At 47.8% G+C, this 15,785-nt stretch carries 10 protein-coding genes and 1 pseudogene; 8 read left to right on the top strand and 3 right to left on the bottom strand.

Annotation, left to right across the window (positions count from 1 at the left end):
- The first annotated feature begins 7 nt into the window (after window positions 1-7).
- On the top strand, window positions 8-1,876 hold the full coding sequence (gene dxs, locus L2713_RS02405; protein WP_248966785.1) for a 1-deoxy-D-xylulose-5-phosphate synthase: 1,869 nt from the start codon (window positions 8-10) through the stop codon (window positions 1,874-1,876).
- Between the two features lie 124 nt (window positions 1,877-2,000).
- Here dxs and grpE read toward each other — a convergent pair whose 3' ends face one another.
- Window positions 2,001-2,612 carry a nucleotide exchange factor GrpE gene (gene grpE, locus L2713_RS02400; protein WP_086902308.1) on the bottom strand — a complete coding sequence of 204 codons (612 nt, stop codon included), beginning with the start codon at window positions 2,610-2,612 and terminating at the stop codon, window positions 2,001-2,003.
- A gap of 99 nt (window positions 2,613-2,711) precedes the next feature.
- Between grpE and nadK the strand changes: the two genes are divergently transcribed.
- From nadK to L2713_RS02365, 7 genes are all read left to right on the top strand, one after another.
- Window positions 2,712-3,590: an NAD(+) kinase gene (gene nadK / locus L2713_RS02395; RefSeq protein ID WP_084789193.1), complete on the top strand. Its 879-nt coding sequence runs from the start codon at window positions 2,712-2,714 to the stop codon at window positions 3,588-3,590.
- A 748-nt stretch (window positions 3,591-4,338) separates the two neighbouring features.
- On the top strand, window positions 4,339-5,985 hold the full coding sequence (locus L2713_RS02390; protein WP_086902307.1) for an L-lactate permease: 1,647 nt from the start codon (window positions 4,339-4,341) through the stop codon (window positions 5,983-5,985).
- A 62-nt stretch (window positions 5,986-6,047) separates the two neighbouring features.
- The gene (locus L2713_RS02385) at window positions 6,048-8,852 is read left to right on the top strand and encodes an FAD-binding and (Fe-S)-binding domain-containing protein (protein WP_089067340.1); all 2,805 of its coding nucleotides are present in this window, start codon (window positions 6,048-6,050) and stop codon (window positions 8,850-8,852) included.
- A gap of 302 nt (window positions 8,853-9,154) precedes the next feature.
- Window positions 9,155-9,898 carry a (Fe-S)-binding protein gene (locus L2713_RS02380; RefSeq protein ID WP_011623487.1) on the top strand — a complete coding sequence of 248 codons (744 nt, stop codon included), beginning with the start codon at window positions 9,155-9,157 and terminating at the stop codon, window positions 9,896-9,898.
- Window positions 9,899-9,908: 10 nt separating this feature from the next.
- Window positions 9,909-11,303 (top strand): lactate utilization protein B, encoded by a 1,395-nt coding sequence (locus tag L2713_RS02375; protein ID WP_248966783.1) that lies wholly within the window; start codon window positions 9,909-9,911, stop codon window positions 11,301-11,303.
- Window position 11,304: 1 nt separating this feature from the next.
- On the top strand, window positions 11,305-11,874 hold the full coding sequence (locus L2713_RS02370) for a LutC/YkgG family protein (protein ID WP_248966782.1): 570 nt from the start codon (window positions 11,305-11,307) through the stop codon (window positions 11,872-11,874).
- Between the two features lie 447 nt (window positions 11,875-12,321).
- On the top strand, window positions 12,322-13,500 hold the full coding sequence (locus tag L2713_RS02365) for an AAA family ATPase (protein ID WP_248966781.1): 1,179 nt from the start codon (window positions 12,322-12,324) through the stop codon (window positions 13,498-13,500).
- 383 nt (window positions 13,501-13,883) lie between these two features.
- Here the strand turns inward: L2713_RS02365 and L2713_RS02360 are convergent.
- Window positions 13,884-14,847, bottom strand: a pseudogene (locus tag L2713_RS02360) (transposase).
- A 90-nt stretch (window positions 14,848-14,937) separates the two neighbouring features.
- Complete coding sequence (locus tag L2713_RS02355) at window positions 14,938-15,393, bottom strand: hypothetical protein (RefSeq protein ID WP_248966780.1); 456 nt, start codon at window positions 15,391-15,393, stop codon at window positions 14,938-14,940.
- Between the last annotated feature and the right edge of the window lie 392 nt (window positions 15,394-15,785).

The raw sequence follows: 15,785 nt of genomic DNA, 5'->3' as shown, positions 1-15,785 counted from the left end.
TCTCGCTATGAGTTTGGACATTTCACAGTTTCCCGTGTTGGCTCAGGCCAACACTCCTAATGAACTCCGCCAGCTTCCTCAGGCCCTGTTACCTCAATTGGCCGATGAGTTGCGGGAGTTTCTTCTTAAGTCCGTTGGCATGTCCAGCGGACATTTTGCCTCAGGACTCGGCACAGTCGAACTGACTGTTGCCCTGCATTATGTCTATAACACCCCGTTTGATCGTTTGATTTGGGACGTTGGCCACCAAGCCTATCCCCATAAAATCCTCACCGGCCGCCGCGACAGAATGCACACCATTAGGCAGAAGAACGGTTTACACCCTTTCCCTTGGCGGGAAGAAAGTGAATACGACACCTTCAGCGTCGGACACTCCGGCACATCCGTCAGTGCCGCATTAGCCATGGCCGTTGCCGCCGAAAAAGAACAGGCAGGCCGTAAAGTGGTCGCCGTTATTGGCGATGGTGCCATGACGGGCGGTATGGTGTTCGAGGCCATGAATCACGCGGGTGATTTGCACAACGATATGCTGATGGTGCTGAACGATAACGAAATGTCGATTTCAGAAAACGTCGGCGCGCTCAACAATCACTTAGCGCAATTGATGTCGGGCCGCCTCTACACCACGATTCGAGAAAGCAGCAAGAAAGTGCTCAAGGGCATGCCGGTCATCAAAGAGATGGCCAAGCGCACCGAAGAACACCTTAAGGGTATGGTCGTACCTGGCACTCTGTTTGAAGAGTTAGGCTTTAACTATATCGGCCCAATTGATGGCCACGATGTCGACGCCCTAGTGGAAACCCTGCGCAATATGCGCTCTCTAAAGGGGCCACAAGTGCTGCACATCATGACCAAAAAAGGTCGTGGTTATGAACCGGCCGAGAAAGATCCTATCGGTTGGCACGCGGTACCTAAATTTGATCCTTCACAGTTTAAGAAGCCAGCCACTAAGCCGGGACTGCCGACCTTCTCCCAAGTGTTTGGCAAATGGTTATGTGATATTGCCGAGCAGGACGAAAAAGTCTTAGGCATTACCCCTGCCATGCGTGAAGGTTCGGGCATGGTGGAATTTTCACAGCGCTTCCCGAAACAATATTTCGATGCCGCTATTGCCGAGCAACATGCGGTGACTTTAGGTGCCGGATTTGCCTGTGAAGGCTTTAAGCCTGTGGTCGCCATTTACTCGACCTTCCTGCAACGGGGTTATGATCAACTGATCCACGATGTGGCACTGCAGCGCTTGCCTGTATTGTTCGCCATTGACCGTGGCGGTATCGTCGGTGCCGACGGCCCAACCCACCAAGGGGCATTCGATTTAAGCTTTATGCGCTGCATCCCGAATATGGTGATCATGGCGCCATCGGATGAAAATGAATGTCGCCAAATGCTCTATACCGGTTATTGCTATGATGCTGGCCCGAGTGCGGTACGTTATCCAAGGGGCAGCGCCACCGGCGCGACTCAGGTAGAAGCCATGACAGCATTGCCAATAGGTAAAGGCGTGATTAAGCGTTTAGGCAAACGTATCGCCATGCTGAACTTTGGCACCACCTTAGCCGCCGCCTTAACCGCCGCAGAAAGCTTAGACGCCACCGTCGTCGATATGCGTTTTGTGAAGCCACTCGATGTGGATTTGGTTAAAGAGATGGCGCAAACCCACGATGTGCTTGTCACAGTGGAAGAAAACGCCATTATGGGCGGCGCAGGCTCTGGCGTTTTAGAGCTGCTGCAAAAGCTTAAAATGCCCAAACCTGTGCTGCAAATCGGCCTACCCGATGAGTTTATTAAACATGGCTCTCCAGAAGAAGTGACCCATGATTTACAACTCGATGCCGAAGGTATGTTAGCGCAAATTAATGCCTTTCTTGCCGATTGAATATTGATGGGAGCTTAGCCCCATCAATCGTGGTGAATCACGATTAACGGCAAATAAAAAGTAACAGACAAATAAAAAGGACTGCATCGGCAGTCCTTTTTATTAGTTAACGCTAAGCGTTAGCTTAGGCTTCAATGTTGATTTCTTGGCTTGGGCCGCCCTGTGACACCATCACCATGGCTGGACGCAGTAAACGGCTGTTTAGCTCATAACCCTTTTGCATCACTAACATCACAGTATTGGCTGGATACTCAGCACTTGGCTGCATACCAATGGCTTGATGTTGGTCAGGATTGAAAGCTTGACCCTGTGGATCGATAGGTTTTACCCCAAACTTAGCCACGGCAGTTAAGAAGCTCTTTTGCGTGAGCTCAACACCTTCGAACAATGCTTTGGTAGTTTCATCCTGTGGATTAGTACCTTGCAGTGCACGTTCCATATTGTCTAACACTGGCAGTAATTCGTTGGCGAATTTTTCCAATGCAAATTTGTTAGCCTTTTCCACATCCATCGCCGCGCGGCGACGAATGTTATCTACTTCGGCAGCAGCACGGATAACTGAATCTTTTTGCTCTTCAACTTTCGCCAAAGCGTCAGCGAGTAACTGTTCCAGCTCTTCAATACGGAAATTGGCTTGGGTAAGCTCGTCAATCAGACTCGCTTCTTCGGTAGAAACTTCAGACTCTACACCCTCTTGGATCAGATCCTGTTCTGCTTTAATCGACTCGTTGCTCATTTTCACTCCAGCTAAAAATGCTTTGTTTCTAAATACTCTGGGCATATTATGGGGATCAATTTTGACGTTTCAAGGCCTAAGGCCAGATCTAGCATAAATATGACCACAAAGTTCCACACCATTGGCCTGATTGGCAAGCCACACCACCCAGGGACAAATCAAACCCTCAAACGTCTGCACCACTGGCTGACGGTGCAAGGGTATGAAGTCCTCGTGGAAGAGCGTGTTGCCAGCGAGTTAGGGACAAATATCGTCGCGGTCGATTTATTAGAGATTGGCGCACGCTGCGATTTAGCCATAGTCGTGGGTGGTGATGGCAATATGCTCGGTGCCGCCAGAGTACTGGCGCGCTTCGATGTAGGTGTGATTGGTGTTAACCGTGGCAATTTGGGCTTTTTAACGGATTTACCGCCCGATGCCTTTGAAGAAGCCCTCGCCAAAGTGCTCGATGGGGAATTTGATACCGAGCACCGCTTTTTACTCGAGGCCGAGGTCTATCGCCATGGCATGTTAAAAGCGAGCAATACCGCCGTTAATGAAGCGGTACTCCATCCGGGTAAAATCGCCCATATGATTGAATTTGAAGTCTATATAGACAACCAATTCATGTACAGCCAACGCGCCGATGGCATGATAGTCTCAACCCCGACGGGATCTACCGCCTATGCCCTGTCTGCAGGAGGCGCCATTCTGACCCCTAATTTACAGGCATTAATCTTAGTGCCTATGTTTCCACATACACTGTCGTGTCGCCCCATAGTAGTCGATGCCTGCAGCACCATTAAGATGGTCGTCTCCCCTGAAAATGGCGAAAATCTTGAAGTAAGTTGTGATGGCCACGTGCATTTAGCCGTCTTACCAGGCGATGAAATCATAGTGCGCCGAAGCTCTGAGCAGCTCAGGCTTATCCACCCTAAAGGCCATAATTACTTCCATGTGTTACGCAGTAAGCTCGGCTGGGGCAGTAAGCTGTTTTAAGCCCACATTAGGCGAGGCATAATGGCCGCAACGGCTCGCCATCATTAGTCACTCAGGTAAATCTCCACACCAATTGTTAACAGAATGGTGTGTTGCGGCTGCGCGGCTGTAAACAGCTTTATTAACCGTTATTAAATTTCAGATTAAAACAAAATTCATTGAGTGATATTCATCACGCGAAATTTAGTCATCACTAAAATTTGATCTTGCTCTCACTATTCCATGCGGTGCAACACTCAATAAATACCTATTTATTCAACAGCTTACCAAACTCAATTTAGCGGAGTGATTTTTACTGCTACATAAAAACGAGACATGAGTCACGCCTTAATATTGTCTTAAAAATCCATTAAGTACTCATTAATGAAATAAATGGATCAGTTAATTGCAATACTGATAGCTAATTTAGCGGATATCTCGATTTTTATAACCTTAAGGAATAGAAATTAATGAAAAATCCCATTATCGAAATATAAAAAACCACCTTCGAGTGACATGGATCACAGTTAGGAAAATCCTATGAGAGAAGCCTCCCGCAGCACTGTAAATTAGCATTTTATACAGCAGCCAAAATGATCTAGATCATATTAGTTAAGCCCCGAATAGCGTCTAGTACACACCACAGAATGTTGTGACTCTTGGCATTGGCAGTTGAAACTGCTGATTTATCCGCCGAGGGTTAAACAGGAAAACACTAGCAAGATCCAAATATAAATAATAAGACAGACCACTTTATGTAGAGGCAAGCATGACAATACTTCAACTCCTCGCCAGCTTGACGCCAGTGATCAGTGTAATGATCTTTCTCGTATTACTCAGAATGCCAGCGTCCAAAGCTATGCCCATCTCCATGATAGTTACGGCGCTTGCCGCCGTGTTTATTTGGCAAATGGATACCACACTGTTAGCCGCATCGGTTCTCGAAGGACTGCTGTCAGCCATCACCCCCTTAACCATCATCTTCGGCGCGGTATTCCTGCTTAACACCCTGAAATACTCTGGGGCCATGGATACCATTCGCGCGGGTTTCACTAACATCAGTGCCGATGCCCGTGTGCAAGTGATTATTATCTGTTGGTTATTCGGTGCCTTTATCGAAGGGAGCGCGGGCTTTGGTACACCTGCCGCGATTGGTGCGCCGCTGCTGGTATTGCTGGGGGTTCCGCCCGTTGCCGCCGCCGTTGTGGCGCTGATTGCCGACTCGGCCTGCGTATCCTTCGGTGCGATTGGTTTACCCGTGCTGTTTGGTATGGAACAAGGCTTAACCCAAGGTGGTGTGAGCATGGCTGCGGCGCAAATTGCCGAGCACGGTGGCACTTATCCTGACTTTGCCCAGTTCATTGCAATGCATATGATCACTATCGACTTAATTACAGGTACCTTAATTCCACTGGTGATGGTGTCGATTCTGACGGGCTTCTTCGGCCGTAATAAGTCATTTAAAGAAGGCTTAGCCATTTGGAAGTTTGCGATTTTCGCGGGTCTTGCCTTTACCGTTCCCGCTTGGATCATCAACTATATTGCGGGCCCTGAGTTCCCATCCGTGATTGGTTCTCTCATCGGTATGGCGATGGTTATCCCAGTTGCACGTAAGGGTTACTTATTGCCAAAAACGCCTTGGAATGATTTTGCCGAAAATGATAACCAAGAAGAAAGCGCCAAAATTGAGACCACCACTAAGTTCTCACAAATCGCTGCTTGGACACCTTATATCATCATGGCAGCGCTATTAGTGCTATCACGTACTGTTGCACCACTCAAAGCCTGGTTATCAGGTTTCAACATCAGCTGGACTGGTTTATTGGGGACTGAACTTAAAGCCAGCTTTGCGACCCTGTACGCACCAGGCGCCTTCTTCGTGGCTGTGTGTATCTTAGGTTTCTTCCTGTTCAAGATGAAAAGCCCTGCGATTAAGCAATCCATCGGCGTGTCATGCAAGTCGATGTTACCGACTATCATCTCATTAGGCGCATCCGTGCCTATGGTGAAAATCTTCTTAAACTCTGGTGCTAACGGTGCGGGCCTCGCGTCTATGCCTGTTGCCTTAGCCGACATGCTGGCCCATTCGATGGGCGCTGTGTGGGCATGGATGGCACCGATTGTGGGGATCTTCGGCGCCTTCCTTTCAGGCTCGGCCACTTTCTCCAACATGATGTTCTCCGGTCTGCAATACAGTGTGGCCGACAACATTGGCATGAACCACGCGCTAGTATTAGCACTACAAGGTATCGGTGCGAACGCTGGTAACATGATGTGTGTGATGAACGTAGTAGCCGCCGCGACCGTTGTAGGTATGGCGGGTAGAGAATCAGAAATTATTCGTAAAACTATGCCTGTGGCGATTGGTTATGCGCTACTTGCAGGCACCATCGCAACTCTTTGGGGTGGCTTCTAAGCCAATCGAAACCTAAGGCCGCTTGGCGGCCTTAGTCATTTTTAGCGTTGAGAGAGTAACTTATGTCTATTAATTATGACGCTGTTTATAAAGAGCTTATTCAACAACTCGGCGAGTCAGCCGTCTCAAATGACCCTGTGCGCCGCTTTGCGTGGTCAACCGACGCCAGTTATTTCCGTATCGTGCCTGAAATTGTGGTCCACGCGGATAACCTCGAACAGGCCAAGCAGACCTTAGCCATCGCCCGTGCCCATAAAGTGCCAGTAACCTTCCGTGCGGCGGGTACCAGTTTATCGGGCCAAGCCATTGGCGAAGGGATTTTATTGATCTTGGGCCACGACGGTTTTAGAACCATTGAAATCAGTTCCGACAGCAATAAGATCACCTTAGGCGCGGCGGTGATTGGTGCCGATGCCAACGCGGCGCTCAAGCCTCTCAATAAGAAAATCGGTCCCGATCCGGCGACCCTTGCCTCGGCCATGGTCGGCGGTATTGTGTCTAACAACGCCTCGGGCATGTGCTGTGGTACGGCGCAAAACAGTTACCAAACCATCGCCTCGGCTAAACTGCTGTTTGCCGATGGTACCGAGCTCAACACAGGTTGCGATAAGTCTAAAGCCGCCTTCACCCAAAGCCACGGCGAGCTGCTCGACTCACTGGCCTCACTGGCTAAATTGACCCGCAGTAATGACGTGCTCGCGCAGCGTATTCGCAAAAAATACTCCATCAAAAACACTACGGGTTATAGCATCAACGCCCTAGTGGATTTTGAAGACCCGTTCGATTTGATTAACCACTTGATCGTCGGCGCCGAAGGCACCTTAGCCTTTGTCGAAGAAGTCACTTACCACACGGTCGATGAAGCCAAATTTAAAGCCTCGGCCATGGCGGTATTTTTCAACATGGTGGATGCGGCAAGTGCCATTCCACCGATTATTGGCGATAGCGTTGCCGCCGCCGAATTACTCGACTGGGCATCCATCAAGGCCGTCACAGGCAAAAAAGGCATGCCAGACTGGCTCAATGAACTGCCTGAAGGCGCGGCTATTCTATTGATTGAGTCCCGCGCTAACGATGCCCAAACCTTAGAAAGCTATACCCAAGATGTGATTGCTAAACTCGCGCACATCAAAACCGAGCGTCCGATTAGCTTTAGTAGCGACGCCAACGTGTACAGCAAATACTGGGCAATGCGCTCTGGCCTGTTCCCGATTATTGGTGGCGAGCGACCAAAGGGCAGCTCAGTCATCATCGAAGACGTGGCCTTTAACGTCGAACATTTAGCCGCGGCCGCCGCCGATTTAACCGAGCTATTCCATAAGCACGGCTATCCCGAAGGCGTGATTTACGGCCATGCGCTGGCGGGTAACTTCCACTTTATTATCACCCCGACCTTCGCCTCCCAAGCCGACATCGAGCGCTTCCAAGGCTTTATGCAGGATGTGGCCGAGATGGTGATCCATAAATACGATGGTTCGATGAAGGCCGAGCACGGCACAGGCCGCGCCGTTGCACCTTTCGTTGAAATGGAATGGGGCGCCGATGCTTACACCCTCATGAAACGCATCAAGCATATCTTCGACCCAGAAGGCCTGCTCAACCCTGGCGTTATCTTAAACGACGACAGCACAGTGCACGTGAAAAACATCAAGCCTTGCCCTGTAGTCGATGATTTTGTCGATAAATGTATCGAATGTGGTTTCTGCGAAAAGACCTGCCCGACTTCGGCGCTGAACTTCTCGCCACGTCAGCGGATCGCCACCCTACGTGAAATCGAGCGCTTAGAGCAATCAGGCGATAAAGCCGCCGCCGATAAAATGCGTGCCGATGCCAAGTATGATGTGATTGATACCTGCGCGGCTTGTCAGCTCTGTACAATTGCCTGCCCCGTCGATAACAGCATGGGTCAGTTAGTCCGTAAGCTGCGCACGCCCTATATCAGCACCACTGAGCAAAAAGTGTTGGATTTCCAAGCCAAACACTTTGGCGCCGTCAACCAAGTGATCAGCACTGGCTTTGACGTGTTGGGAGTCATCCATAAAATCACCGGCGATGGTATCACCAACGCGCTGATGAAAACTGGCCGCTTACTCTCCAAAGAAGTGCCCTATTGGAATCCAGACTTCCCTAAAGGTGGCAAACTGCCTAAACCGTCCCCAGCCAAAGCGGGCCAAGAAACCGTGGTTTACTTCCCAGCCTGCGGCGGCCGTACCTTTGGTCCAACACCTAAGGATCCCGATAATCGCACCTTGCCAGAGGTGGTTGTAACTCTGCTCGAGCGTGCGGGCTATAACGTTATTACCCCAGAGAAAACCCGCGATTTATGCTGCGGCCAGATGTGGGAATCTAAGGGCGACTTTAAAAACGCCGACGCCAAACGCCAAGAGCTTATCGATGTGGTCAGCAAGATGAGTAATGGCGGAAAAATCCCAGTATTAGTCGATGCCCTGTCTTGTACCTATCGTACCCTCACGGGTAACCCTCAGGTGCAAATCACCGACTTAGTTGAGTTTATGCACGACAAGCTGCTGGATAAGCTGAGCATCAACAAAAAGGTCAATGTGGCTCTGCACTTAGGTTGTAGCGCTCGTAAGATGAAGTTAGAGCCTAAGATGCAAGCCATTGCCGATGCTTGTTCGAGCCAAGTGCTCAAACCTGCGGGCATTGACTGCTGTGGTTACGCCGGCGAAAAAGGCCTGTATAAGCCAGAAATCAACGCCAGCGCCCTGCGTAATATCAAAAAGCTCATTCCCGTCGAGATTAAGGAAGGCTATTACGCCAACCGTATGTGTGAGGTCGGCTTAACGCAGCACAGTGGCATTTCCTACCGCCACTTAGCGTATCTGCTCGAAGAGTGCAGCCGCTAAAAAGTACTCAACGGGGCTAGAAATGGCCCCGTTTTTTTATCAGAAGAAAACTATTCTCATTTATCGTTAAACACTATTGAGAGGAGAGGTAAATCACAAAACAAAAATCATATTTAACAGATTAAAATCAACACATTAAAATATTCTCATTTTTGCAAAAATCAACAAGATCATTTACTAAATTAGCGCTACTTATTTACTTAAGATAAGCCTATATTTGATCAACTACCTTAGCATTTGTGTGGACTTTGGGGTCACAGTGCAAGGCAATGTCGTTCACTAACAAGAAAGAGAAAAACACAATGAAAATCGCTCTTTTCATCCCGTGTCTCGTTAACCAAATGATGCCAGACGTGGCGATTGCCACCCTGGAATTACTGGAAAAACTCGGACACCAAGTGATTCTACCCGCAGGCCAAACATGCTGTGGCCAACCTATGACCAACTCGGGTTGCTTCGATGCAGCACGCAGTACTACCTTGAAATTACTCAATGCTTTCAAGGGTGTGGAATGTGATGCCATTGTTTGCCCTGCCGCGTCTTGTTTAGTGGCCGCCAAAGAAAACTTCCACGAGTTTGACAGCAGCCCAGAAGCCCAAGCCGTTATCGACAAACTCTATGAGCTGACCGAGTTCCTCCACGATGTCGCCCCAATCCCAGCGTTCAACAAGCCTTTTGCCCATAAGATCAGCCTGCAGTTGAGCTGCCACGGCATTCGTATGTTGAGCCTTGCCACGCCAAGCGAGCAAATGGGCCCACGATTCAACAAAGTTGAAGCCGTGCTCGCCAATATCGCCGGAATCGACATTGTCTATCCAGACCGTCGCGATGAATGCTGTGGCTTTGGTGGTACTTTTGCCGTTGATGAAGGCGCTGTATCGGCCAAGATGGGTAAAGACAAGGCCCAAGCCCACGCGGCAACGGGCGCGCAATATGTGGTTGGCTTCGACCCTTCATGCCTATTACACCTCGATGGCATGATCCGCAGACAACAATTGCCAATTGAAATTCGCCACATAGCGCAAGTACTTAACGCCGCGCTCTAGGAGACCCACTATGGCATATCAACATAATCACGAGGCAACGGGTTCACAGGTTCACGCCCACAAGGCCGATATTTTCTGCCGTGATGAAACCCGTGTTGACTGGCACTCTAAGGCCCTTTGGGTACTGCGGGAAAAACGTGACCGCGCCGCAGGCAGCTTACCCGAGTGGGAACAACTGCGTCAGTTAGGCTCCGAAATCAAACTGCATACCTTAACCAACCTTGCACAATACCTTGAAACCTTTGAGCAAAATTGCCTAGCAAACGGTATCAAAGTCCACTGGGCAAAAGATGGTGCCGAGCACAACCGTATTGTTCACGACATCTTATCTAGCCATAAAGTGAAGAAGTTAGTTAAGTCTAAATCCATGCTCACCGAGGAATGTCACCTCAATCCTTACTTAGAGCAACGTGGGATTGAAGTTATCGACACCGACTTGGGCGAGCGTATTATTCAGCTCGCGAAAATGCCGCCTTCGCACATTGTGGTGCCCGCTATCCACATGAAAAAAGAAGAAGTCGGTGACCTCTTCCATGAGAAACTCGGCACTAAAGCGGGGGCAGCAGATCCCTTGTATTTAACCCGTGCAGCCCGTGCTCACCTGCGTGAGCAGTTCCTCAGCGCCGATGCCGCGATGACAGGGGTAAACATGGCGATTGCCGATAAGGGCGCCGTGGTCGTTTGTACCAACGAAGGTAACGCCGATATGGGTGCTAACCTGCCCAAGTTGCAGTTGCATTCAATGGGTATCGACAAAATTGTCCCCGATATCGACAGCGCCGCCGTGTTACTACGCACCCTAGCGCGTAACGCAACCGGCCAACCCGTTACCACCTATAGCGCTTTCTACCGTGGACCACAGGTCGATGGTGAGATGCACGTGATCATCGTCGATAACGGCCGCACTGAGATGCTCAAGGATAAAATCCTTGCCGAATCATTGAAATGTATTCGCTGCGGCGGTTGTCTAAACACTTGCCCTGTGTATCGCCGCTCCGGTGGTTACAGCTACAACTACACCATCCCAGGCCCGATTGGGATTGCCGTGGGTGCCAAGAGCGATGACACTAACTCCATCGCTTGGGCTTGTACCCTGTGTGGTAGCTGTACCTATGTCTGCCCGACTAAGGTGCCGCTCGATAAGATTATTTTCCACCACAGACGCCTTAAGGCCGAAGCCGGAAAACTCCCTTACGGCAAAAACAGTTATATGCCATTAGTGGGTAAATTTATGGCAAGCCCTACTATGCTCAATTGCTCAATGGGCGCGGCTCGTACCGCACTGCGCATTCTGCCGGGCAGTCTGCTCAAGCCATTTAGCGGCGCTTGGGGTAAATACCGTGAACTACCCGTTGCCCCCAACTCCAGCTTCGAAGCTTGGTTTAAGAAACACAGGAGCCTATAAGATGTCTAGTAAGCACGAAATTCTCAATGCGCTCAAACTGTCGGCTTTAACAAACCATCCTATGCCAAGCATCGATGTCGCCCCGCGGGTGGAAGATCTGGTTGGCCAGTTTGAAACCAATCTTAAAACCGTGGCGGGCACACTGCACCGCGAAGGCGGCCTCGCGGCACTGCAAGCCAAAGTAGATGAGCTTCTCGCCCAAGGCTTACAGGTTATCTCACTGGTTGAGGGCGTCACAGCAAACCGTGATGTGCCAGCAACGGCTCACGAGCTCAGGGATATCGATTATGCGGTCATTCCTGGGGATGTTGGCGTTGCCGAAAATGGTGCCATTTGGGTCAACAACAAAAACCTCGGCCACAGGGTAACGCCTTTTATCTGTGAAAACCTCATCTTAGCGCTACCTAGCACTAAGATTGTGCCGAACATGCATCAAGCAGCAAAAGAAATCACGCTAGCCTCAGGTGAGTTTGGTGTATTTATCGCGGGCCCTTCAAAAACCGCCGATATCGAGCAAGCCTTAGTCGTCGGTGCCCACGGTGCCTGTAGCTTGAACGTGTATTTGCTGTAATGCCTCAAGATTTAATGTAACCAAGAAAACGCAAAGGTTACGGGTCAATCGAAAAAAGAAAGCCGACCTTCATTGGCGGCTTTCTTATTAAAATTTAGCATATCGATATTTTAGATATTTGATTTATAAGGGTTAATAGCCTACAGGTACAGGCTTACCATGGCATTCGCTCGCCGACTAGGTGAATAGAGCAATCTAGGATTTCTAAGCTTATGAACGAGAGCCATGGTCGTTATCACGTATCCCTGCATTGTACGACATTCAGGCGTCCTGCTCTTTGATAAGTGCCGCAGCCAAAGCAATAGCTAGTGATAAGTAAGGGATCTTTATCAAGTCGCTTTAACCAAGTGCGATAGCGCAATACTGAGGATGCCTTGCGAGTAACCTCTACGCGGCTGGTCGTATTCTCGACTATATCTATTAGGCATTTATAGTAAAGGTGAGTAAATGAACGAGGTATTACTACAAATAAAGGCGCTCACCAATAGTGATCCTTTGTTGACGGCTGTCATTGTTGGAGTATTAACATTTACGTTAATTGGACTCATAGGCTACATACTAAAAGATGTTCCCGCGAAACTGTTAAGTTGGCTCAGTAGCCTGCTATTTGTGCGGCTCACTATAGACGATAGCCATCAGGCACGCACAGAGATATTCAATAAGCTGTCCTTTTTGATCAGTAATACTACCATTCCGTTTTTTTCACGCTCTATCTCTGAGGCTGTGTACTTTGACTATGGTGTGAATTACGACGGGCGTGTCAGTGTTAAATCTATCGGCTACGGTACGCACCTGTTTAAATACGATAATTGTTTTATGTTGGCAACCCGCACTAAGGTCGATAGTACGATGGCATACGATTCTATTACTGTAAGAGCACCATGGTGGGCAAAAGATAAACTACATAGTTTTTTAGAAGACACTCGTGGAGACATCTCTACTGAGCCGAAAGTGAATATTTTCGAAGAAACCGAATGGTGTCGCTATGGCACATTAAAATCATCGGGGTTTAGTGACTTAGTGCTAGATGAAGGGTTTAAGCAGGAGTTGATGAGGGAAGTTGATAACTTCGCAAGTCGGGGAAAATCGGTTGTCAGTAAGCTAACCATTCTGCTACATGGAAAAACGGGCACGGGTAAGACGGGTATCGCGAGGGCCTTAGCGGTTGAGTATCATCGCGATCTGTACATATTAAATCTATCGACTGTCAATGATGCCACTATTCATAAGGCGATTAGAAAGGTAGCGCCCGGAGCTATGTTGTTAATAGAGGACTGTGATTGTGTAAAGGCAACGGTATCACGTGCAGCGGAAAGCAATGTAGACAACCCACCACTCACTTTAGGTGGCGTACTAAACGCGTTAGACGGGATCATTCCTCTTGATGACTGCCTAGTCATAATGACCACAAATCATCTTGATCATCTTGACCCAGCGTTGATACGTAAAGGTCGTGTAGATGTCAGTATGGAAGTACCACTGATCAGTACAAAGCAAGTTAATGAGGACTACTTTGAGCGTTTTGGCGCAGTGCTGAATAGAACTGAGCCATTGTTAGGTTGTGAAGTCTATGAACTCCATCGCAGAGCGAAGTTAAGATATGGCCGTGTTCATCATTCTATGTGATTTCAGTAAAAATCTGGCCATCCATTTTAGATCAACAACATATGCACTTTGGGTTTGTCTACACTTGTACGCGTTAAATGAGAGTAATCAAAAGTTAAAGGGCCGAGAATAAATCCGGCCACCCATTTTAGATCAACAACATAATGCACTTTCCGTTTACCTACAACTTGTAAAAGTTAATATTGTTTACACAAGAACCATCAAAGTCACAGGGACAGTATCTGAGGCAATAAATTACGCTAATTCCTTCAAAAATGGGGTATTTCAGACGAGGTAAGTCATCCATTAAAGCTTGGGATGTGTTCTGGATGGGGCTTTTGAAGTGATATAAGCAGTTGCTAGTTACTGTTAAAGTGCTGACAGCTTGACGCAAAATGCCGTCGTCACTTTTCGAGATGTTCGCAGTAATCGGTCAGTGCTTGCAATGTGCCTACAGGGCCATGAAATAGCTTGCCAAAATCTGTAGTCAGCTTGAGCCAATTTTCATGGGGGATATTTAATTTTGTCAGCATCTTGGCGCTATTTTCGCTGATGCATCCACGTTTATCATTACGAATAATTCGACCAGTATCATCCACCAATAGAAGGTAATCAGTTAATGAAAACGCAATGCCATTGGGTTGGTCGTTGCACTCGTTACCGATAAAAGGTAGGAGATTGCTTGGCTGCTCACCTTTTAATGCGGCCCGAATACGTAGTTGAATACTGGTATGGTCGGATTGTTCTGGTGTATCAGCGAGTTGCGCTCTAATGGGACTTTCTTTTAATAAAGAGTAATCAACGTAAGCCATACAGGCTAATACCGCAGCTTCATCGAGTAGGGCTTGATTCTCTATAAAATAAATGGGTAAACCGACCTTCCCAGAACCTGCCAGTGCAGTTATCCTCTTGATTTGCTTGCCTTGCTATTGGTTCATTCAAACAGCGCATAAACCATGAAATATCACACAAACGACTGCGATAAATGGCAATTGAATGCTTTAATCTGCTGACCTCATAGGCTTCAACTAACTCACCTTTAGCGAATTTGTGCGTTAATTCATCGCCTTTAAACAACTTATGTCATTGCTCAAGCACTTCGCGGTCAGTCCAACGATTTGCCGTCTCGATGTCCACCCGCAGCACCACATGCAGATGATTCGACATCACAGCAAAGGCTGCCACATCAATAGCAAAAACCGCTTCAAGTGCAAACAGTAGCGATTCTACCCAAGCGCGGCGATGGTCATAGTTTTTACCCGAATAAGCATCATCGCCACATAAAAATGCCCGCCGAACAACGCGGCTACAGCAATGGTAATAGGGCGTGTCTTCAAGACTTATCTGGGTTCGGCGAGGGCGCGGCATACAAACCTCCTTGTTCAATGCTTAACCAAAGCATAGTCGAAGGTTAACTACCGCACGATTAAAGCTGGGTGTCCATGTTTTCTTATTTTGTTATGCATTTGCTGGCACCCACGTTAAACCAACCTCATATTCACTAGTTGAACAGCAAAAAAGCAAAGCCTTGCCATGCGAACTTTTACTTTGTATTTGCGAAGAACAACTCTCTATAGAATTCACCAATGACAAATAAAAGTCATCACCAGTATATTCCCCTTCTATATCGAACTCGGCAATATTTACGAATTTGAAATCACCGAGACTCAGACTTCGACCAATATTTGCCTGCCAAAGCTTCGCTTGCTTTATATCACCATCAGAAATGTATTTGCGAAAATATTTCATACTATATTCATTTAACTTAGCCAAACTGATATTCGAACTTTCAATTGTATCGATGCATACAGTAACCAATTCTGATTCGTGATCATGATAAAGCGCAAATGTGTATATATCAGCATCACCAATTTTTGAAAGCGCTTCTTTAATCAAGCCATTAAACGTACCCATATAATTTCCTAATGCATAACATTTTATTCGTGCGCATGCGCGTTTACCTCATTGGACCAGTGTAAACGCGCACGGTTAACTATCTGTATGCAAAGAACTTATCAGCTTTCTGTCAAATACACCATCTGGAAAAACGCGCATGCGCGTTTTCCAAACCTATTAACTAAAATTTAGTTACTATATTCATCTGATTTTATAGGGTTTTATTTATTGCGAATGGAATTAGAGCGCACTGCTATTGTCTGAAAATCATTCAAAAGTACCTAAATTTAAATACGACTGTATACCCATACATTCTTAGCCGATTTCTGGTAAGGCCAAACATTGGCAAATAGATAAGAATAAGTATCGCAGCAGGTATGGAAATTTTCGATTGAGCTAACGAACCGAAA

It is taken from the genome of Shewanella seohaensis, assembly GCF_023283775.1.
GTDB lineage: Bacteria > Pseudomonadota > Gammaproteobacteria > Enterobacterales > Shewanellaceae > Shewanella > Shewanella seohaensis.
The sequence above is the reverse complement of the archived record's forward strand: the minus strand, read 5'-3'. Positions and strand labels throughout refer to the sequence as shown.